Genomic DNA, 19887 nt, shown 5'->3' with positions numbered 1-19887 from the left:
TCGTCGTGGCCTACCGATCCTCGTGAGTCCTCGAGAATCAGGTCTTGCTCCCGCTGGTGGTGGAATCACCGCTCTCGGCGGAACCCGTGCTCCCCGTGCTCGCCGTAGCGGTTTCGGTCTCCGACTGCTCGGTTTCCGCGTCGTCCTCCCTGCCCGGTGTGGGCAGCTTCATCTTCGTGATGATGATCCGGAACAGGAAGTAGTAGATGACCGCGTACACCAGCCCGATCGGGATCAACCACAGTGGTTTCTGCGCGATTCCGAAGTTGAGCAGGTAGTCGATGGCCCCGGCGGAGAAACCGAAGCCGTGGTGGATGTCCAGTGCGTTGACCAGCGCCAGTGAGGTTCCGGTCAGGACCGCGTGCACGATCAGCAGCGGCCACGCCACGAAGATGAACGAGAACTCCAGCGGCTCGGTGACACCGGTCAGGAAGGCGGTCAGTCCCGTGGAGAACATGATACCGCCGACCAGCTTGCGCTGGGAGGGCTTGGCCGAGTGGTAGATCGCCAGCGCGGCGGCTGGCAGCGCGAACATGAAGATGGGGAAGAACCCGGTCATGAAGGTTCCCGCGCTGGGGTCGCCCTCGAAGAACCGGTTGATGTCGCCCTGGGCGCCCTGGTACTCGCCGGTGCTGAACCACAGGATGGCGTTCGGGATGTGGTGCAGGCCGATCGGCAGCAGCAGCCGGTTGACCACACCGTAGATTCCGCCGCCCGCGACGACGCTGCCGGTCACCGCGTCACTGAAAGCCGTGAGTGCCTGGTCGAAGAAGGGGAAGACGATTCCCAGCACCACGCCGATGGCCAGCATGACCACCGAGGTGATGATCGGGACGAACCGACGTCCGCCGAAGAAGCCCAGGTAGGAGGGGAGTTTGATCCGGTGGAAGCGCTGCCACAGCGTCGCTGCCACCAGGCCGGCGATGATGCCACCCAGCACCCCGTAGGGCCCCTTGTTGTAGACGGTCTCGCCCTCGGTGCCGGTCATCTGGTAAAGCACCCCGGCCAGCACCAGATAGCCCACCGCGCCCGCCAGGGCGGTGGAGCCGTCGGCTTTTCGGGCGAACCCGATCGCCACGCCGATCGCGAACAGCAGCGGTAGGTTGTCGAACAACGCCCCGCCCGCGGAGCTGATGACGCTGCCTGCCTCGGTCAGGCCGGGGATGGCGCCGATCAGGTCATCCTGGCCGAGTCGAAGCAGCAGTGCCGCCGCCGGCAGCACTGCGATGGGGAGCATCAGGCTTTTGCCCAGCCGCTGTAGCTGCGCGAAAGTCTTGCTGCCGCCCGAGGACGGGCTGGCGCTGGTGCTCATCGAGTACCTCCTGGATACACCGGTGCGTTGGAACGGTTTCGACACGTCGCGGCCAGTTCGCCCCGGTGCTCCCGGTCGGGGGGTGGGCGCACCTGTCGCTTACTGCCCGTCGAATCACTCGTACCTTCGCCAGGCTGTTGGTACGGTAAGGTCTAAACCAGTTGGAGGGAACCTTGCGCTTCCGGGCGAACGGGTGTCAAGCGGATGGCCGATTCGTTGCCGGTTCGACATCGGACGTGCCCGGGGCGGCGTGGTTAGCTGTGTGGGGACACTCGAGGCGCGAGTGATCGAGAGTGGAGGATTTCGGTGGCTGATGACAAGGCTTCGGCGATCCTGGCCGCGCTGGGCGGACAGGGCAACGTCGTCGAGATCGAGCCGTGCATTACGCGACTGCGTTGTGAGCTGGAGGACGGCGCCAAGGTCGACGAGCCCGCGTTGAAGAAAGCGGGTGCGCACGGCGTTATGCAGCAGGGCACGGTTGTCCAGGTCGTAGTGGGCCCGGAAGCGGACACCATCGCGAGCGATATCGAGGATTTGTTGTGAGCGTTCAGGTACTCAGTCCGGTGACGGGGCTGGTCGCCCCCATGAGCGAGGTGCCGGACCCCGTTTTCTCCCAGTCGATGGTCGGCCCCGGTGTGGCGGTCAAACCGAGCGGTGGCACCTCGGAGGCCGTGGCGCCGGTGGACGGCGTCCTGTCGACGCTGCACCCGCACGCCTTCGTCGTCTCCACCGACGACGGCAAGGCCGTTCTGGTGCACCTGGGAATCGACACCGTCAAGCTCGAAGGTGCGGGATTCACGCTGCACGCGGCCAAGGGGGCACGTGTCGAGGCGGGCAGCCCGGTCGTGAGCTGGAATCCCACCGAGGTCGAGGAGCAGGGCTACTCCTCGGTGTGTCCTGTGGTGGCACTCGAGGTCGGCCAGGACGCGTTGTCGGACATGGCCGACGACGTGCGGGTCAACGGCGGGGACCCGCTGTTCACCATCGAGTCGTGATGCGCTCCGCAGGCCGGCGCCGTTCGTGATTCGGGGACCGCTGCCGGTTCGGCGGTCGCGGTTCCCGACACGCCGGGGACATCGCCGTACTCGCGTGCGCCTCGGGGAGCGGACCCCGACGCTGTCGGCGTGTTCGACTGTTCGCTCGCCACTCCGCCGGCGATCTCCCTCGCGGTCGGGGTGCTCTTCCCACTGGGGTGGTCCTGCGGCGCGGGGTGTGCTCACCTCGCGACCCGGGCCCTGGCAGGTGCGACACCGGTCAGGGTGTTGCCGTGCCGGGCGGCCCTGGCCGTGTTGTGGGCCTCGCTGGCTCCCGCCGTGTGCTACGGCGGTCTCGACCTCCGGTGGTTGCCGGTTCCGGTGTTGGTGGGTTGGTTCGGTGTCGCGCTCGCCGCCTGTGATCTGACCGTGGCCCGGTTGCCGGACCGGTTGACGTTTCCCGTGCTCGTTCCGCTGCTGGCGGCACTGTGCCACTGGGCGGTGGCGAGCCAGCGTGGTGCGGCACTGTGGGGCGGGCTGGTGGGCTCGTTGCTGTTCGGTGGTTGTTACGCGCTGGTGCGGCTGGCCCGGCCCGATGTGCTCGGCCCCGGCGACGTGAAACTCGGCTGCGTGCTCGGTTTACCGGTGGGTGTGGTGGATCCGCTGGCCGTGCCCGCCGTAATACTCGCCGCGGCGTCGCTGACCCTGCTGGCCGCCGTCCTCACCCTGCGGTGGCGGTTACCGCACGGACCGGCGATGCTGCTGCCCGCCTGGTTGGTGACGGCGTTTCCCGCCCCGCACCTTCCGGCTCCGCCCATCACCGGATATCTCACGGGTTGACCCCTCCCGGTCCGCGGGTTGGGACGGTGGTGTTCGGCGGAACCTGACCTACTTTGCACCCGTGCTGTCCGGCACGCGGCACCCCGTGACAGGATCGCGGGCGTGCTGCGCTGGATGACCGCCGGGGAATCACACGGTCCCGCATTGGTGGGGGTTTTGGAAGGAATGGTGGCCGGCGTCGAGGTCACCACCGAGGACATCAACGCCCAGCTCGAGCGTCGCAAGCTCGGGTTCGGGCGTAGTCCTCGGATGAATTTCGAGTCCGACGAGCTGGAAGTGATCGGCGGCATCCGACACGGCCTCACCCAGGGGAGCCCGGTGGCCGTGCGGATCGGCAACACCGAGTGGCCCAAGTGGCAGCAGGTGATGGCCGCTGATCCGGTGGATCCCGACGTACTGGCCTCGTTGGCCCGCAACGAACCGCTGACCCGGCCACGGCCGGGCCACGCCGATCTTCCCGGGATGCAGAAGTACGACTTCGACGAGTCCCGTCCGGTGCTGGAGCGCGCCAGCGCCAGGGAGACGGCCGCCCGAGTGGCGGTGGGAACTGTGGCGCGGCACTTCCTGCGCCAGCTGCTCGGGGTGGAACTGGTCAGCCACGTCGTCTCGCTGGGGGACGTGGACGCCGCGCACGAGACGCTGCCCACGGCCGCCGACCTGCCCACCATCGACGAGAATCCGGTACGGGCCTTCGGCGATCACGCCACCGAACGGATGATGGCCGAGGTCGAGGCCGCCAAGTCGGAGGGCGACACGCTCGGCGGTGTGGTCGAGGTGGTCGCCTACGGGCTACCGCCCGGGGTGGGTTCGCACGTCCACTGGGACCGCAAGCTCGACGCCAAACTGGCGCAGGCGCTGATGAGCATCCAGGCCGTCAAGGGCGTGGAGATCGGTGAGGCGTTCGCCAACGCACGCCGCAGGGGCAGCGCCGCCCACGACGAGCTCTACCCCGCCCACGGGCCGAACTGGGTGCACCGTGCCAGCAACCGGGCGGGCGGCTTGGAGGGTGGCATCACCAACGGGGAGCCGTTGATCGTGCGGGCCGCCAAGAAGCCGATCTCCAGCCTGCCCCGGGCGCTGTCGACCGTCGACGTGCGCACCGGTGAGCAGGCGCAGGCCATGCACCAGCGTTCCGACATCACGGCCGTGCCTCGCGCGGCGGTGGTGGCCGAGACCATGGTCGCGCTGGTGCTGGCCGAAGCGGTGCTCGAGAAGTTCGGCGGTGACTCCATCGGCGAGACCCGGCGCAACGTGCGGGGCTACCTCACGGCACTGCAGGAGCGGTCCGATTCCCGGGGGGAGAACTCATGAGCCCGCGGTTGGTGATCGTCGGACCACCCGGTGCGGGCAAGACCGAGGTGGGGAAGTTGCTCGCCGAACGCCTCGGGGTGCCGTTCCGGGACACCGACACCGACGTCGAGGCACTGGCGGGCAGGACGATACCGGAGATCTTCACCAACGACGGTGAACCGGCCTTCCGGGAGCTGGAGACACGTGCTCTGCTCGCCGCGCTGGCCGAGCACTCGGGCGTGCTCGCGCTGGGCGGGGGAGCCGTGACCACCGACCGGAATCGGTCGCTGCTGGCGGGGCATCCGGTGCTGTTCCTGTCGGTGGGCCTGGCCGAGGGGGTACGTCGGACCGGGCTGTCCGCCCCCAGGCCGTTGCTGACCGGGGTGAATCCCAGGGCGACGTTCCAGGCGTTGCTGCGCGAGCGGCTGCCGCTCTATCGCGAGGTCGCCGTCTGGGAGGTCGACACCGACGAGTCGTCCCCCGCGGAGATCGTCCACGACCTGTTGCCCCGCCTCGGCGGTGCCGCCAGCTAGGTGCAGGTGCCTGCGGTAACGAGTCTCGACCTCGGCGGGTACGGCCCGAGCCGCGACGGGTACCGTGGGATGATCGGAATCATCTCCGCATCGCGGTGTATCTCAGCGATTCCATGACCGAGTCATGTCCTGCTGGTAGGGCCGGAAACAGTGGCATGGCCTGGTCGTAGTGGCGTTCAGTACGGGGAGCCGCGGTCGACGGACATCTTCTGCTACCATTTTCAGTAACATGGCCAGCCCCTCTGATCTTTGTGATCACGGGCTGGTTTTCTTGTGTCCGGACGCCGGAAGAGGGCGTGCTTGGCTGAGGCGTACACCAAACCACATCTGGGCATGCACGAGCAGGTGCAGCTGTTGTCCACCCGCGGGCTGATTATCGCTGATTCCGAGTACGCGCAGCATCTCCTGCGTACCGTGGGGTATTACCGGCTCAGTGGCTACTGGTATCCCTATCGCCAGCCCGATCCGAACGGAGTGGGACGAATGGATGACTTCGTTCCCGGAACCCGTCTTGATCAGGTCGTCGGTCTTTACGACTTCGATCGTCGGTTGAGGCTGCACCTGCTCGATGCTCTTGAACGCATCGAGATCGCCGTTCGTGTTCAGGTCGGCCACGTCCTGGGGCGCCGTGATCCCTTCGCGCATCTCGACCCGACCAACCTCGACGCCCGCTTCGACAACTCAACCGGAGACAAACCCAGCCGCTACCAGGAATGGATACGCCGTACGCTGGACGCCTAGCAGCGATCCAGCGAAGACTTCGTCAAGCACTTCTGCGTCAAGTATGACGGTTGGCTGCCGACATGGGTCGTGACCGAGGTTCTGGATTTCGGCGGGATCTCCACCCTCTACAGCGGCCTCAAGAGACGTGACCGGGACGAGATCGCGGGCGACCTCGGCGTTGTTGACTCCACTGGCGCGGGCAACGGCTCAGCTCTCGCCAACTGGCTACAAGTGATCAACTACCTGCGCAACGTCTGCGCCCACCACTCGCGGCTGTGGAACCGTAATATGGACGTTCAGATCGCTTCGAAACATCTGGGGCCGATCGAGCTTTTAGCGCCACTGCGTACCGGGGCGACCACGCAGCTCTCCCGAGTCTTCGGCCCGCTGTGCCTCGTGCTGTTCCTCCTTGCCGAGAGCGCCGACGCGAACACGTGGCAGCGGTGGCGCGACCATCTCATCGACCTGCTGATCACAGTCCTCCCACCTACCGGACGTTCCCTGAACGAGATGGGCTTCCCGCCTGCCTGGTGCGACTGGTCGTTGTGGCGGTGGCGCGACTGGCAAAGCGCCGTCAGGTGACGCCGTGTACTCGGTCGCGCTACTTCGAACGCCCACCCTGCGCGCGGCGGTGCGGCGACGCGCGGGACAATGCGGGGCGAGCCCGTTGAGAGCGAGAGGACACGATGAGCGAGCCCGAGCGGATCCCCGTCAATGCCGAGAAGCCCTACGATGTGCTGGTCGGACGCGGACTTCTCGGTGAGCTCGTCGAGTTCCTCGGCGACGCCTCGGTGGTCGCGCTGCTGCACCAGCCAACGCTCACCACGACGGTGGAGACCATCCGGGAGGAGCTGAGCGAGGCCGGGGTGGACGCCCACCGGGTGGAGCTCCCCGACGCCGAGGACGGCAAGACCTTCGCCGTGGCCGGTTTCTGCTGGGACGTCTTCGGCAAGATCGGCATGGACCGCGGCGGTGTCGTCGTCTCCATCGGCGGTGGCGCGGTCACGGATCTGGCGGGCTTCGTCGCGGCCACCTGGATGCGGGGTGTCCGGGTGGTGCACGTGCCGACCACGCTGCTGGGCATGGTCGACGCCGCGGTGGGAGGTAAGGCCGGGATCAACACCGATGCGGGCAAGAACCTCGTCGGGGTCTTCCACGAGCCCTCCCGGGTGTTCGCGGACCTGGCCACGCTGGAGGAACTGAACCGCAACGAGCTGATCGCGGGAATGGCCGAGGTCGTCAAGTGCGGTTTCATCGACGACCCCGAGATCCTGCGGCTCGTCGAGGCCGACACCGACGCCGCGCTGGACCCGGCCGGTGACGTGCTGGCCGAGCTGGTCGCGCGTGCGGTGCGGGTCAAGGCCGCCGTGGTCGGTGCCGACCTGCGCGAGTCCCACCACCGCGAGATCCTCAACTACGGACACACCCTCGGCCACGCCATCGAGCGCCGGGAGCGGTACCGCTGGCGCCACGGTGCGGCCGTGAGCATCGGGCTGGTCTTCGCCGCCGAGCTGGCGCGGTTGGCGGGCCGTCTCGACGACGAGACGGCCGATCGGCACCGTGCCGTGCTGGACCGGTTGGGGCTGCCGGTCTCCTACGACGCGGATGCGCTCAACGACCTGCTCGAACTGATGCGCACCGACAAGAAGACCCGCACGGGAGTGCTGCGGTTCGTGGTGCTGGACGGTTTGGCCAAGCCGGGCAGGCTGGAAGGGCCGGACCCGTCGTTGCTGGCGGCGGCCTACTCCGCGCTCGCCGAGGGCGGTGCCAAGTCGGGACAAGAGGTTCTGCTTTGAACGTGCTGGTGCTCAACGGTCCCAATCTGGGGCGACTCGGTACCCGTGAGCCGGACAAGTACGGCCACGACACCTATGCCGACCTGGTCGAGTTGTGCCGGAGTACGGCCGCCAAGCTCGGGATCGAGGCCGAGGTGCGCCAGACCGATCACGAGGGCGAAATGGTCGGGTGGCTGCACGAGGCCGCCGATTCGCGGCGTCCCGTGGTGCTCAACGCCGCCGCCTGGACGCACTACTCGATCGCCGTGCGGGACGCCTGCGCCCAGCTGCGCGCGCCCCTGCTCGAGGTGCACCTGTCCAATGTGCACCAGCGCGAGTCGTTCCGGGGGCACAGCTACATCTCCGACATCGCAACCGGGGTGCTGGTTGGGCTCGGGGTGCGCGGCTACGCGCTCGCGCTGCGCTGGTTGGCCGACACCGCGGCCTGAACGGAAACGCGGGGGCTCGCTCGACCGGCTCGTCCCCGGCGCGTCGAACGCGGGCGCACCCGCGGCGCCGGTCGGCTCAAGCCCTCTCCTCCTCGGAGGTCGCGGCGGTGTTCGAGGGGCTGTCGAACGGCGACGTGAGATGGGCCAGCAGCTGCGCTGGTGCGTCTTCCTGTAGCACGTGGCCGGCGCCTTCGATCCAGTGCAGCTCGGCGTGCGGGATCCGCTCGTGCAGCCATCGCGCGTATTGCGGCGGGAGGATGCGGTCCTCGGTGCCCCAGATCAGGCGTGTCGGGATGGTTATCCCGCCGAGCAGGTGCTCGTAGGCCGTCGTGTGCTCCTGCTTGATCTGGCTGTACTGGCGGTAGAAGGCGGCCTGTCCGGTCTCGCCGTGCCAGGGTGCGAGGAATTCGTCGAGGACCGCCTGCGGGTAGCCGAGGTTCGTGGCGTGGCGCATGTGACCGGCGACCACTTCCCGGTGGGCGTAGCCCGGAAGCTGATGGAACACCTCGGCGTGTTCCAGGATGAGTCGGAAGAGGCCGCGTTCCCACTCGCCGCCGCTCACGGCGTCGAACAGTGTGAGATCCCGAAAGCTCGCCCCTTCCAGCAGCATGCTGCGCAACGTGACCGCGCCGCCGATGTCGTGCGCCACGACACTGGGGTTCGACAGTTTCCAGTGATCGAGGAGCTGGGCGAGGTTCCGGGCGTGCGCGGCCAGGCTCAGGTCCTGTCCCTCGCGTTGCTCGGACCGGCCGAAGCCGAGCAGGTCGAATGCGTAGACCCGCCGCGTTCGGGCGAGCGCGGGCGCGAGGTCGCGCCAGAGAAAGGACGAGTACGGCGTGCCGTGCACGAGCACGAGCGGCTCCCCACTTCCCAGGGCCGTCCAGCGGATCATCCCGCCCGGTGTCTCGAACTCGTTGTCCAGTGACCAGGTCATAGTAGACATCTCCTACACTGATCTGTGAAGTTACCTGCCCAACCGTAGGTATACAGACCTGTGAAGTCAATTGGGGTGATGATGAGCACTGGCACACACTCGGAGCAATCGCTGACACCCGGTGCACAGCGGATCCTCGACGTCGCCTCGGAGCTGTTCTACTGGCGCGGCATCAACGCTGTCGGGGTGGACACCATCGCCGCCGAATCCGGCGTGACCAAGCGGACCCTCTACGACCGGTTCGGGTCCAAGGACAACCTCGTCGCCGCTTATCTGGAGGCCCGGGACCGGCGCTGGCGCGAGACGCTCACCGCCCGCCTCCACGATGCACCTCCCGACCCCGTGGCCCGCGTGCTGGTGCCGTTCGACGTGCTCCCCGACTGGCTCGCGCCGAGTACCCGAGGCTGCGGATTCAGCAACGCCTTCGCCGAGCTGGGTGACCCCGACCATCCCGGCAGGCGAATCGCCGTCGCCGAGAAGACGTGGTTACGCGCCCTGTTCCGCGACCTGCTCACCGAGGCGGGCGCGGCGGGCGACGACGTCGAGACCCTCGCCACGCAGCTGCTGAGCCTGCACGAGGGCGCCATCATCAGCTACGCCGTCGCGAACGAAGGATCGGCTGCGGTTGCCGCTCGCGCGGCCGCGAACACCCTCGTGGCCGGCGCACTGTCCGGCCACCCGGTCGATCGGTCCTCGTCCCGCTGACCGAACTCGTACTGCGCGTACGGAAAGGCCCGTACGCGCACTCGCCCTCGAAGTGGCTCGCGGGCTAAGGCCCGGATCCGCGGCGTCGCGCCCCCCGATTCTTCGCCGCCGCTCGGGACGGTCGCAGGAGTGCGAGGCCTCTTTCCGGTGATCAAGAGTTTCCGGCAGAGCTGTTTGCCAATAGATACCGCAGAAAGTGTTAACAAGTTGGGTTTTCTCTGCTAAGAATGACTCCAGTCACACGGACGGGTGAGTAGCGGGAGAGTCCATGGTCGATCCGAAACCAGCGGCGGTCAGCAGAAGACGCCTGCTGACGGGCACACTCGCCGGCGGAGCCGCCCTGGCCGGCGGTGGGGTGCTGAGTGGTTGTTCCACTCGACAGGACGTGCGACGCCACGACACGGCCGACCCCTGGCGGCAGTTCGCCGGATGCACCCTGAACTTCGTCTCTGAGAACACGGCGCCCACCAGCGCCATCGCCGCCGAGGCCCAGCGCTTCACCGAGCTGACCGGTATCCACATCAACATCGTGACCCTGGAACTGTCCGCCCTCGTGCAGAAAGTGGCGCTGGACCTGGCTTCCGGCCAGTCGCAGTACCAGGTGCTCTACGCCGACTCCTACCAAGTGCTCGCGCCCTACGCCGAAGGGCTGGTCGACCTGCGGGAACCGGCGGGAGATCCGTCCCTGCCCGGCGAGACCTCGCGGTTCGACGAGTTCGTCCCGCTGCAGATGGACGTCTCCGGGCGGTTCGGCGACGGGGAGCGAGTCCTGGCGCTGCCCTACGACTGCGCCACGATGATCTGGCAGTACCGAAAGGATCTGTTCGAGACCTACCACGAGCGCATGGCCGCCGATCTGGGATTCGACCCCACCCCGGGGCCGCAGCGGACCTGGGAGGAGTACTTCCGCATAGCCAAGTGGTTCAACGACAACGTCGACGAGGTCGCCTACGGCACCGGCCACCAGGCCAAACAGCACGACTCGCTGATGTGCGACTTCTCCAACGTGCTGTTCGCCCACGGCGGGCAGTACTTCCCCGACGGGGAACGCGTCGGGCGCTACGGCGCGGTCGACCCGGGGGCGTGCCAACTGGACTCCGACGCCGCGCTGGAGGCCGCGGAGTTCTACCGGCGCCTGCTCTCGGTCGCCGACCCGGCCTCCCGAACCTGGGACTGGACCGGTGTGGGAGCCGCCTTCGCGGCGGGCAGGGTGGCGATGTGCCCGAACTGGCACGAGTTCGCCGCCGACAACGAACGAGCGCTGCCCGGCAAGGTGGGCTACGCTGCCCTGCCGAGCGGTCCGGTCAAATCCGCCAACATGTACGGCGGGGCGGGCATCGCCATCAACGGCAACACCGCCCCCAACGAACGCAAGGCCGCCTGGCTGTTCCTGAACTGGGCGACCTCCCGGCGGACCCAGCTGCGCAACCTCACCGGCGAGGTCGGCGGAGCCACCCCCACCCTGAGCTCCATCTACCAGCTGCCGGAAGTGCGCAGTGCCCAGCAGCGGCCCACCGACATGCCCACCATGCTCACTGCTCCGGCGGTGCAGCGGGCATGGCAACCCGAGTACTCGGGCATGCGGCCGAAGATCCCGATGTGGAGCGAGTGCGACACCGCCATCTACACCGAGCTGTCCCGGATGCTTGCCGGTGACGCCACCTCGGCCCAAGCCATGCGCGACACGACCAAGCAGGTGGACCGGATCGTCTCCAGAGGGTGGGTGGCAGCGCGATGACCACTGACACCGAATCCCCCACCACGGCGGCCCGCTCGGCCGATCCCGCGCCGCCACGGCGCCGCATCGGATTCACCGGCCGCATGATGGCCCCCGGTATCGCGTTGCTCGCCGCGCTGACGGTGCTGCCGTTCGTCACCATCGTCGTGATGAGCTTCTCCGAAGTTCATCTGCTCGGGGGACTGAGCCTGGACTTCGCCGGGTTGAGCAACTGGGCGCGGTTCTTCACCGACCCCGAGATGGGCTGGTTCTGGCTGCGAACCGCGCTGTACTTCGTGCTGACCCTGGGCCTGGAGATGGTGCTCGGGGTGCTGCTCGCGCTGTGCGTGTGGCGGCTGATCCGTGGCCGAAACCTGGTGCTGAGCATGTTGCTGCTGCCCATGTTCGTCGCCCCGGTGCTCGTCGGTCTGCTCGGCAGGTTCCTCGTCGACCCGACGATCGGTCTCTACAGCTGGTTGCTGGAGCAGCTCGGTTACGGCGGGGACGTGCTCGGCGGAACCTTCTCCGCGTTCGCGGCCGTGGTGGCCATGGACGTGTGGGAGTGGACACCGCTGATCGCGTTGATCACGCTGGCGGGGCTCACCTCGGTGCCGCTTCCGCTGCGGGAGGCGGCGGCGCTCGACGGGGCCGGACGGTGGCAGACGCTGCGCCACATCGTGCTGCCCTCGATCTCCAACGTGCTGCTGGTGGCGTTGCTGATCAGGGCGATGGACGCGATCCGCTACTTCGACATCATCTGGGTCACCACCAACGGTGGACCCGCCAACGCCACGAAGATAGTCCCGGTGCGGCTGTACGAGACGGCCTTCCGGTTCTTCGACTTCGGCTACGCCGCCGTCATCGGGCTCGCCATGCTGCTGGCCTCCATCGTGATCGCCCGAACGTTCGTACGCATGTTGGACAGGAAGGGGCTGGCCCGATGAGCGTGGTCGACACCGCGGATTCCCGCGCCGCATCGGCCCCCGGCGGGGGAACGGCCGACAACCGTGGCGGGACCGTGGGCACTCGTGGTTCACGACTGAGTCCGCTGGAACGAACCGGCACCGGAACCAGGGTCGTGATCGGTGTCGCGCTGGCCCTGGCGCTGCTGTGGACCCTCGTCCCGCTGGTGTGGATGTTGCTGTCCTCGTTCAAGCCGAGCGAGGCCATCAACTCCGCCGAGCCGCAGTGGCTGTTCAGCCCCACCCTGCAGCACTACACCGGGCTGTTCACCGGCGGCAACGAGCTGGCGCCCTACCTGTGGCACAGCGTCGCCGCCGCCGGAGGGTCCGCGGTGCTCTCCGTGATCCTGGGAGCGCTGGCGGGTTACGGGCTCGCGCGCAGCGGGATGCGGGGCAAGAGGCACCTGTCGTTCTGGATCATCTCGACCAGGATGGCGCCCATCGCCGCGGTGGTGCTTCCGCTGTTCCTGATGTTCCGCCAGGTCGGGCTGATCGACACCGTCCCGGGACTGATACTGGCCTACCTGACCTTCAACCTGCCGTTCGCCATCTGGCTGCTGAACGCCTTCTTCGCCGATGTTCCGCAAGCGCTGGAGGAGTCGGCCAGAGTGGAGGGGTGCACCAACTGGCAGGCTTTCCGGTACGTGGTGTTGCCGCTGACCAAGTCCGGGCTGGTGACCACCTTCGTGCTCTGCCTGGTGTTCGCCTGGAACGACTACGCGTTCGCCCTCGTGTTCAGCGGTCCGCACTCACAGACACTACCGATAGCCGCCAGCCAGCTGGTCACGCAGTCCGGCATCGACTGGGGCCAGCTGTGCGCCATCGGCACGTTCGTCGTGGTGCCGATGATGCTGGCGGGACTGGCAGTCCGCCGGTGGTTGGTCACCGGCCTGACACTGGGAGCAGTGACCGGAGAATGAACGAACTTCCGACATCGATGCGCGCTTCCGTGCTGCGCGCGGTCGGCGACATCGCCGTCGAGGACCGCCTCGTGCCGGAACCTGGCCCGCACGAGGTGCTGGTACGGGTGTCCGCTGTGGGCACGTGCGGTTCCGACACCCACTACTACGAACACGGTCGGGTCGGTGGGTTCGTGGTCCGCGAGCCCTTGATCCTCGGGCACGAGGCGTCCGGCACCGTCGTCGCCCGTGGCTCCGAGGTGACCGGGCACGCTCCCGGAACCCGGGTGTCGCTGGAACCGGGCGTTCCCTGCGGCAGCTGCCACGAGTGCAGGTCGGGGCGCTACAACCTGTGCCCCGACGTGCGGTTCTTCGCCACCCCACCCATCGACGGCGCGTTCTGCGAGTACGTCACGCTGCACGAGCAGTTCGCCTACCCGGTGCCCGAGGACATGTCCGACGAGGCAGCCGCACTCGTCGAACCGCTCTCGGTGGCGGTGTGGGCGTGCCGCAAGGCACGGGTCTCGCCCGGCAGCCGGGTGCTGGTCACCGGAGCGGGGCCGGTCGGGCTGCTTGCCGCGCAGACCGCGCGCGCGTTCGGCGCCACCGAGGTCGTGACCACCGATGTGTCCGAGCACAGGCTGCGGATGGCCGCCGAACTGGCAGCGGCCGACACGATCGACGTCGGGGAACGCGGCCTGACCGAAAGCGGCTACGAGCCGGACGTGCTGCTGGAGTGCTCCGGCAACACCAAGGCCGGTGCCGAGGCGGTCGGCACGCTCGCCCGTGCCGGGCGTGGCGTGTTCGTCGGACTGGGCGGTGACGAACTGCCGATCCCGCTGGCGCACGTGCAGACGCGGGAGATCGAGCTGACCGGTACCTTCCGCTACGCCAACACCTGGCCGAGCGCCATAGCACTCGCCGCTTCCGGCGCGGTCGAGCTGGACAGGCTGGTCACTCACCGGTTCGGGCTGGACCGGGTTCCGGAGGCGCTCACCGCTTCGGCACGTGACGAGACGGCGGTCAAATCGGTCGTTCGCCCCCAGGAATGACCGCTCGGGACATGTCCCGCGTACCCGCACGGTCGTTTCCCGACGAGACGAACCCGGGATTCGACCGGGCCGCTCTCGCCTGCTGCGGTCAAGCGGCGTAGCCGCTTCCGACCACTTACGCAGCTGGCACCGCCGCGGGTTCTCTCGTGATGCTCTCGCGAGGACGGCCCCGACGTTGTGTAGGTCGCTACCCGATGTCGGGGCACCCGCAGCGAGAGCGGTACGAGAGGTTTCGCCACTGGACCGGCCGGGCAAACCGGACCGGTCACCCCGAAATCAGCGAAGCGAAGGGAGGGGAGATGGCCGCGGCCCGCCCGTCCGAGGCAGCAGTCGAGCAACGCAGGCAGGAGGTACTGCGGTTCGTCGTCGACCGCGGCAGGGCACGCATCGACGAGCTGGCCGAGCACTTCGGCGTCAGTCTGATGACGATGCACCGCGATCTCGACGACCTGGCCGCGCGGCACCTGCTGCACAAGTTGCGGGGCCGCGTGGAGTCCTTCCCGTCGCTGACGATGGAGACGGCGACCAGGTTCCGAGTCGGCCTGCACGTCGCGGAGAAGGAGGCCCTGGCGGCGGTGGCCGTCGACGAGGTCCGTCCGGACACCACCGTCATCCTGGACGACTCCAGCACGCTTTTCCCCTGCGCCCGCAGGCTCACCGCGGTCGAGAGCCTGACGGTGGTGACCAACTCGTTCGGCGTGGCGCGGACCCTTTCGGGGGCCGACCGTGAGGTGCTGTTGCTGGGAGGGCGTTTCCGGGGCGAGTTCGACTCCTGCACCGGACCGGACGTGTTGCGTGGGCTCTCCCGGCTGCGGGCCGACCTGGCCGTCATGTCGGCCACCGCGATCACCGACGGGCGCCTGTTCCACCCCATGCAGGACTTCGCCGAGATCAAGGAAGCCATGTGCGCGGCGGCCGAACGCAGTGTGCTGCTCGTCGACCACTCGAAGTTCGGCAAGACGGCCACTTACTCCCACGGCACCGTCGCGGCATTCGACCTGGTGGTCACCGATGAGGCCACTCCCGAAGAAGAAATAGCGGCCATCCGGGAATTCGGTACGGAAGTGCGGGTCACGCCCGTCGACCCGACCGAGGACTTCCCCGGGGACACCGTCCGAGATTGAGAAACGAGGCACTCCAGTGCGCGCAGCGGTTATCGAAACACCCGGAAAACTGTCGGTCACCACGGTTCCCGACCCCGAACCCGGCCCCGGTGAGGTCGTCGTCGAGGTCGACGCCTGCGGTATCTGCGGCACCGACATCCACATCGTCGACGGTGACTTCGCCCCCGCCCCCTACCCGATCGTGCCCGGTCACGAGTTCGCGGGCCGGGTGGCCGCCCTCGGGCACGGGGTGACCTCGCTGCGGGTCGGTGACGCGGTGGCCGTGGACCCCTCGCTGTTCTGCGGCAGCTGCCACTACTGTTCGCTGGGGCACGGCAATCTGTGCGAGGACTGGAACGCCATCGGCAACACCCGTGACGGTGCCTGTGCCGAGTACGCGGTGGCCCCCGTCGCGAACTGCCACCGACTTCCGGAGGGTGTGACCGCCGCGCAGGCCGCGCTCATCGAGCCGCTCTCCTGCGCCGTACGCGGTTTCGACCGGCTGCCCCGCAAGCTCGGCGAGCACTACCTGATCTACGGCGCGGGAACCATGGGCCTGCTGATGGCCCAGCTCGCCCGCAGGGGCGGCGCCACCTCGGTCTCGGTCGTCGACCTCAACGAGGAGCGTCTCAAGGTGGCCGAGCAGCTCGGTGTCGACGCCACGGCGACCACGGCCGACTCGTTGAGCGACCGCCACGGCTGGGAGGTCGTGATCGACTGCACCGGCGTCATCGCCGCGATCGAGGACGGGCTGAGCAGGGTCCGCCCCGGCGGCACCTTCCAGCAGTTCGGAGTCGCCCCGGGCGAGGCCACCGCCTCGTTCTCCCCCTTCCGGGTCTACAACGACGAGATCACCATCGTGGGAAGCATGGCCGTGCTGCACAGCTACTCGCGTGCCGTGGAGCTCTTGGGCAGCGGAGCGGTCGACGCGGACACCATGATCAGCGACGCCTTCCCGCTGGACTCCTACGAGGAGGCGGTCCGCAAGTTCCGAGCCGGAACCGGTCGCAAACTGCAGATCCTTCCGAACTCGACGCATCAGTCGCAGGATGGCAGTCGATGAACAACGATTACGAACCCACCTTCGGTTCCGACGAACTGGTCGCCGGAATCGACTCCTCCACCCAGTCCACCAAGGTGGTCGTCTGCGACGCCTCGAGTGGGAAGATCCTGCGTACCGGCACTGCTGAGCATCACGGCGGGACCGAGATAGACCCGGCGGTCTGGTGGGACGCCCTGTGCGACGCCACGGACGGCTTGTTGGACGGCGTGACGGCCCTCGGCGTCGGTGCCCAGCAGCACGGCATGGTCGCGCTCGACTCCGCAGGGGAGGTGGTGCGTCCCGCGCTGCTCTGGAACGACACTCGTTCGGCGGAGGCGGCCGAGCAGCTCATTACCGAGTACGGGGGTGCCGCCGCCACGGCCGAGCTGACCGGAACCGTGCCGGTGGCGAGCCTGACGGTCACCAAACTCCGCTGGATGGCCGAGCACGAGCCGCGACTGGCCGACCGGGTCAGCGACGTGCTGCTGCCGCACGACTGGCTCACGGCCAAACTCACCGGAGGCGAGTACGTTACCGATCGCGGTGACGCCTCCGGCACCGGCTACTGGTCCCCGCGCGAGGAACGCTACCGCCACGACCTGCTCACCCGCGCCTTCGGCGGGCGTTCGCCGAACACCCCGCGAGTGCTCGCCCCGGGAGAGGCGGCCGGGACCACCCCTTCCGGTCGGCTCGTCTCGGCGGGTACCGGCGACAACATGGCCGCGGCACTCGGACTCGGCATCACACCCGGCGACGTGGTGGTCTCGCTGGGAACCAGCGGCACCGTGTTCGCCTGCTCGGAAACGGCCACCAGCGATCCGGAGGGCACCGTCGCCGGGTTCGCCGACGCCACCGGCAGATTCCTGCCGCTGGTGTGCACGCTCAACGCGGCCCGGGTGCTGACCGCCACCGCGGATCTGCTCGACACCGACAGCGCGGGATTCGACCGACTCGCCTGCGCGGCCGAGCCCGGTGCGGGCGGACTGACGCTGCTGCCCTATCTGGACGGTGAGCGCACCCCGAACCTGCCGGACGCCGCCGGGACGCTGCACGGGCTCCGCAGGGACAACATGACGCCCGAGAACCTGGCCCGCGCCGCCGTGGAGGGGATGCTGTGCGGCCTGGCCGACGGGCTGGACGCGCTGCGGGAACAGCACGTTCCGGTGCGCCGCGTGCTGCTCATCGGAGGCGCCGCCCGTTCCGAGGCCGTGCGCCGTGCGGCGCCGCGCATATTCGACGTGCCGGTCACCGTCCCGGCCCCCGCCGAGTACGTCGCCATCGGCGCGGCGCGACAGGCCGCCTGGACGCTGGCGGGCACCGACCGACCGCCGGAATGGGCGGTCGACACCGAAGTGGAACTGCCGGTCCCCGATGCATCGGACGGCGCACGAATCAGACGGACACATCGTTCGACGCTGCACCGGATGCATCCGGACGTCCACGGTTGAAATTCGCCGCCCGGGGCCGTAGGTGGTGGACCCTCCGAGGGCCGGGCGGATTCTCCCCGCAGAGGAGTGTGCGAGATGGCCACGATCACCTACGACGACGCGACCCGTCACTACCCCGGAGCCGACACCCCGGCGGTCAACGCTCTCGACCTGGACATCGCCGACGGCGAGTTCCTGGTGCTGGTCGGCCCGTCCGGCTGCGGCAAGTCGACCAGCCTGCGCATGCTGGCCGGGTTGGAGGACGTCGATCGGGGCGGTATTCACATCGGCTCGCGTGAGGTCACCCGGCTGGCCCCGCGGGACCGCGACATCGCGATGGTCTTCCAGAACTACGCGCTCTACCCCCACATGTCGGTGGCCGACAACATGGGCTTCGCGTTGAAGATCGCGGGAATGAGCAAGCCCGAGATCAGGGAGCGGGTCACCGAGGCCGCCCGGCTGCTCGACATCGAGGAGTTCCTCGACCGCAAGCCCAAGGCGCTGTCCGGTGGCCAGCGGCAGCGCGTCGCGATGGGACGCGCCATCGTGCGGCAGCCGCAGGTCTTCCTCATGGACGAGCCGCTGTCCAACCTCGACGCCAAGCTCCGCTCCGCAACGCGTGCCCAGATAGCCGCGTTGCAGCGCAGACTGGGTGTGACCACCGTCTACGTCACCCACGACCAGGTGGAGGCGATGACGATGGGCGACCGGGTGGCGGTGCTGCACGAGGGCGTGCTGCAGCAGTGCGACACCCCGCGTGCGCTCTACGATCACCCGAACAACGCGTTCGTCGCGGGCTTCACCGGATCGCCCGCCATGAACCTGCCACGGGCGGTGCTGCGCGAGGACGGCGCCGAACTCGGCGGCACCACGGTGCCGCTGTCGCGGGAGGCGCTGCGCGCCGCCGCCGAGGAGGGCGCCGGGACGGTGCTGCTCGGGATGCGTCCCGAGTCGCTGCACCTGGGCAGCGAGGGAATCCCGATGACGGTGGAGCTGGTGGAGGAGCTCGGCGCCGAGGCGCTGTGCCACGGTGTGGTCGACGGCGGCGAGGGTGCCGGGGATTCGGAACGGCTCATCGTGCGGCTGGACGCGCGCACGCCGCCGAAGGTGGGGGAGCGGGTCACGGTGGGATTCCGCGCCGACGAGGTGCACGTCTTCTCCGCCGACAACGGCGAGCGGTTGGCCGGTTAGGAGCCGCCCTCGAAGCGATTCGCGTGGGTGATCGCGTGGTGGAAAACGGTTTGCCGTCCCGGTACCGGGAGCCGGTAGTCTCCAGCAGTCGCCCAGGCCACATCGGATCTCACCAATCGCCGTGCTCGTTCCCACCGGGGCGGGAACGGCGATTGCCGGGCGGGGTGACACCTTCGAACGAACGTACTCGTCGAAACGAGCGCCCGTGACTGTCGGTACCGAGATCGAGCTGCTCGACCTGCCGCCGGGGCAGGCGGTGCTCGCGGATCGCCGGACGCGGCGAAGCTGGTCGGTCGAGCTGACCCCTTACCGCCTCGCCGCAACCCCGATCACGCAGGCCAGCTACGCCGAAGTCACCGGACTGCGGCCCAGCGCGGCACGAGGTGACCAGCTCCCGGTCGAAAGCGTCTCGTGGTGGGACGCCGTCCGCTGCTGCAACGCGCTGTCCCGGCTGCGGGGTCTGACTCCCGCCTACCGCCTGCAGGAGCACGACGACTCCGTCGAATGGGACACCACCGCCGACGGCTACCGGCTACCGACCGAAGCGGAGTGGGAGCACGCCTGCCGCGCGGGCACCACCGGGCCGCGCTACGGACCACTCGACGAGATCGCCTGGTACCGCGACAACTCCGACGAACACGTGCACGAAGTGGGCCGCAAGCAGCCGAACCCGTGGGGCGTGCACGACACGCTCGGCAACGTCTGGGAGTGGTGCTGGGACTTCTACGATCCCGAGGTCTACGGCACCTACCGGGTGCTGCGCGGCGGCGGCTGGTTCGACGAGCACTGGAGCTGCCGCGCCTCGGTGCGCCGCCGCACCCACCCGACCAATCGGCTCGACGACATCGGCTTTCGCGTAGCTCGCGGGGTGGTGCCGGAACGCGAGAACGGTTGAGGGCTTCAGTGAGGCTCCTGTCCGTCCAGCGCGGCCGGCAGCCACGTCAGTGTGCTGGGTGATT

General features: G+C 68.4%; 19 protein-coding genes and 1 pseudogene. 18 read left to right on the top strand and 2 right to left on the bottom strand.

What is annotated here, in order from left to right; all coding sequences use genetic code 11:
- Nucleotides 1-37: 37 nt before the first annotated feature.
- The gene (locus BLR41_RS12750; protein WP_092628743.1) at nucleotides 38-1312 is read right to left on the bottom strand and encodes a PTS transporter subunit EIIC; all 1275 of its coding nucleotides are present in this window, start codon (nucleotides 1310-1312) and stop codon (nucleotides 38-40) included.
- Between the two features lie 306 nt (nucleotides 1313-1618).
- On the opposite strand from BLR41_RS12750, the gene BLR41_RS12745 reads away from it, so the two are divergent.
- From BLR41_RS12745 to aroQ, 8 genes and pseudogenes are all read left to right on the top strand, one after another.
- On the top strand, nucleotides 1619-1855 hold the full coding sequence (locus BLR41_RS12745) for a PTS sugar transporter subunit IIB (RefSeq protein WP_092628458.1): 237 nt from the start codon (nucleotides 1619-1621) through the stop codon (nucleotides 1853-1855).
- The gene (locus tag BLR41_RS12740; RefSeq protein ID WP_092628456.1) at nucleotides 1852-2307 is read left to right on the top strand and encodes a PTS sugar transporter subunit IIA; all 456 of its coding nucleotides are present in this window, start codon (nucleotides 1852-1854) and stop codon (nucleotides 2305-2307) included. Before BLR41_RS12745 ends, BLR41_RS12740 begins: the two co-directional genes overlap by 4 nt.
- A gap of 129 nt (nucleotides 2308-2436) precedes the next feature.
- Nucleotides 2437-3126 carry a prepilin peptidase gene (locus tag BLR41_RS12735; RefSeq protein ID WP_218120113.1) on the top strand — a complete coding sequence of 230 codons (690 nt, stop codon included), beginning with the start codon at nucleotides 2437-2439 and terminating at the stop codon, nucleotides 3124-3126.
- Between the two features lie 102 nt (nucleotides 3127-3228).
- Complete coding sequence (gene aroC / locus BLR41_RS12730) at nucleotides 3229-4437, top strand: chorismate synthase (protein WP_092628454.1); 1209 nt, start codon at nucleotides 3229-3231, stop codon at nucleotides 4435-4437.
- A complete protein-coding gene (locus tag BLR41_RS12725; RefSeq protein ID WP_092628452.1) occupies nucleotides 4434-4949 on the top strand; it encodes a shikimate kinase in 516 nt (171 codons plus the stop codon). The genes aroC and BLR41_RS12725 overlap by 4 nt, the downstream gene beginning before the upstream one ends.
- A 333-nt stretch (nucleotides 4950-5282) precedes the next feature.
- A pseudogene (locus tag BLR41_RS23510) lies at nucleotides 5283-6254 on the top strand (Abi family protein).
- Nucleotides 6255-6358: 104 nt separating this feature from the next.
- The gene (aroB, locus tag BLR41_RS12710; RefSeq protein ID WP_092628448.1) at nucleotides 6359-7468 is read left to right on the top strand and encodes a 3-dehydroquinate synthase; all 1110 of its coding nucleotides are present in this window, start codon (nucleotides 6359-6361) and stop codon (nucleotides 7466-7468) included.
- Nucleotides 7465-7896: a type II 3-dehydroquinate dehydratase gene (gene aroQ / locus BLR41_RS12705; RefSeq protein ID WP_092628447.1), complete on the top strand. Its 432-nt coding sequence runs from the start codon at nucleotides 7465-7467 to the stop codon at nucleotides 7894-7896. Before aroB ends, aroQ begins: the two co-directional genes overlap by 4 nt.
- 76 nt (nucleotides 7897-7972) lie before the next feature.
- Here aroQ and BLR41_RS12700 read toward each other — a convergent pair whose 3' ends face one another.
- Nucleotides 7973-8830: an alpha/beta fold hydrolase gene (locus BLR41_RS12700; protein ID WP_092628445.1), complete on the bottom strand. Its 858-nt coding sequence runs from the start codon at nucleotides 8828-8830 to the stop codon at nucleotides 7973-7975.
- Between the two features lie 78 nt (nucleotides 8831-8908).
- Here BLR41_RS12700 and BLR41_RS12695 point away from each other — a divergent pair, with 78 nt between their 5' ends.
- From BLR41_RS12695 to BLR41_RS12650, 10 genes are all read left to right on the top strand, one after another.
- A complete protein-coding gene (locus BLR41_RS12695) occupies nucleotides 8909-9535 on the top strand; it encodes a TetR/AcrR family transcriptional regulator (RefSeq protein WP_425426924.1) in 627 nt (208 codons plus the stop codon).
- 268 nt (nucleotides 9536-9803) lie between these two features.
- A complete protein-coding gene (locus tag BLR41_RS12690) occupies nucleotides 9804-11273 on the top strand; it encodes an extracellular solute-binding protein (protein ID WP_092628444.1) in 1470 nt (489 codons plus the stop codon).
- Nucleotides 11270-12196: a carbohydrate ABC transporter permease gene (locus tag BLR41_RS12685; RefSeq protein WP_092628737.1), complete on the top strand. Its 927-nt coding sequence runs from the start codon at nucleotides 11270-11272 to the stop codon at nucleotides 12194-12196. The genes BLR41_RS12690 and BLR41_RS12685 overlap by 4 nt, the downstream gene beginning before the upstream one ends.
- Nucleotides 12193-13134, top strand: a complete 942-nt coding sequence (locus BLR41_RS12680; RefSeq protein ID WP_092628443.1) for a carbohydrate ABC transporter permease — start codon at nucleotides 12193-12195, stop codon at nucleotides 13132-13134. Before BLR41_RS12685 ends, BLR41_RS12680 begins: the two co-directional genes overlap by 4 nt.
- Nucleotides 13131-14165, top strand: a complete 1035-nt coding sequence (locus tag BLR41_RS12675) for an NAD(P)-dependent alcohol dehydrogenase (RefSeq protein WP_245694111.1) — start codon at nucleotides 13131-13133, stop codon at nucleotides 14163-14165. Before BLR41_RS12680 ends, BLR41_RS12675 begins: the two co-directional genes overlap by 4 nt.
- Before the next feature lie 299 nt (nucleotides 14166-14464).
- Nucleotides 14465-15289 (top strand): DeoR/GlpR family DNA-binding transcription regulator, encoded by an 825-nt coding sequence (locus tag BLR41_RS12670; protein ID WP_092628442.1) that lies wholly within the window; start codon nucleotides 14465-14467, stop codon nucleotides 15287-15289.
- A 16-nt stretch (nucleotides 15290-15305) separates the two neighbouring features.
- Nucleotides 15306-16331, top strand: a complete 1026-nt coding sequence (locus BLR41_RS12665; protein WP_092628440.1) for a zinc-dependent alcohol dehydrogenase family protein — start codon at nucleotides 15306-15308, stop codon at nucleotides 16329-16331.
- Nucleotides 16328-17758 carry a xylulokinase gene (xylB, locus tag BLR41_RS12660; RefSeq protein WP_092628438.1) on the top strand — a complete coding sequence of 477 codons (1431 nt, stop codon included), beginning with the start codon at nucleotides 16328-16330 and terminating at the stop codon, nucleotides 17756-17758. Before BLR41_RS12665 ends, xylB begins: the two co-directional genes overlap by 4 nt.
- 75 nt (nucleotides 17759-17833) lie before the next feature.
- The gene (locus BLR41_RS12655) at nucleotides 17834-18928 is read left to right on the top strand and encodes an ABC transporter ATP-binding protein (RefSeq protein ID WP_092628734.1); all 1095 of its coding nucleotides are present in this window, start codon (nucleotides 17834-17836) and stop codon (nucleotides 18926-18928) included.
- A 205-nt stretch (nucleotides 18929-19133) separates the two neighbouring features.
- Nucleotides 19134-19823 (top strand): formylglycine-generating enzyme family protein, encoded by a 690-nt coding sequence (locus BLR41_RS12650; RefSeq protein WP_092628732.1) that lies wholly within the window; start codon nucleotides 19134-19136, stop codon nucleotides 19821-19823.
- Nucleotides 19824-19887 lie beyond the last annotated feature (64 nt).

This window comes from Actinopolyspora mzabensis, from assembly GCF_900101095.1.
GTDB classification, from domain to species: Bacteria; Actinomycetota; Actinomycetes; order Mycobacteriales; family Pseudonocardiaceae; genus Actinopolyspora; species Actinopolyspora mzabensis.
The sequence above is the reverse complement of the archived record's forward strand: the minus strand, read 5'-3'. Positions and strand labels throughout refer to the sequence as shown.

Excerpts from the sequence above, each read along its gene's own strand:
- BLR41_RS12670 (WP_092628442.1), top strand. The coding sequence starts at position 14,465 with ATGGCCGCGGCCCGCCCGTCCGAGGCAGCAGTCGAGCAACGCAGGCAG.
- BLR41_RS12675 (WP_245694111.1), top strand. The coding sequence starts at position 13,131 with ATGAACGAACTTCCGACATCGATGCGCGCTTCCGTGCTGCGCGCGGTC.
- BLR41_RS12700 (WP_092628445.1), bottom strand. The coding sequence starts at position 8,830 with ATGACCTGGTCACTGGACAACGAGTTCGAGACACCGGGCGGGATGATC.
- BLR41_RS12680 (WP_092628443.1), top strand. The coding sequence starts at position 12,193 with ATGAGCGTGGTCGACACCGCGGATTCCCGCGCCGCATCGGCCCCCGGC.
- BLR41_RS12655 (WP_092628734.1), top strand. The coding sequence starts at position 17,834 with ATGGCCACGATCACCTACGACGACGCGACCCGTCACTACCCCGGAGCC.
- BLR41_RS12690 (WP_092628444.1), top strand. The coding sequence starts at position 9,804 with ATGGTCGATCCGAAACCAGCGGCGGTCAGCAGAAGACGCCTGCTGACG.
- BLR41_RS12685 (WP_092628737.1), top strand. The coding sequence starts at position 11,270 with ATGACCACTGACACCGAATCCCCCACCACGGCGGCCCGCTCGGCCGAT.
- BLR41_RS12750 (WP_092628743.1), bottom strand. The coding sequence starts at position 1,312 with ATGAGCACCAGCGCCAGCCCGTCCTCGGGCGGCAGCAAGACTTTCGCG.
- BLR41_RS12725 (WP_092628452.1), top strand. The coding sequence starts at position 4,434 with ATGAGCCCGCGGTTGGTGATCGTCGGACCACCCGGTGCGGGCAAGACC.
- xylB (WP_092628438.1), top strand. The coding sequence starts at position 16,328 with ATGAACAACGATTACGAACCCACCTTCGGTTCCGACGAACTGGTCGCC.
- aroB (WP_092628448.1), top strand. The coding sequence starts at position 6,359 with ATGAGCGAGCCCGAGCGGATCCCCGTCAATGCCGAGAAGCCCTACGAT.
- BLR41_RS12695 (WP_425426924.1), top strand. The coding sequence starts at position 8,909 with ATGATGAGCACTGGCACACACTCGGAGCAATCGCTGACACCCGGTGCA.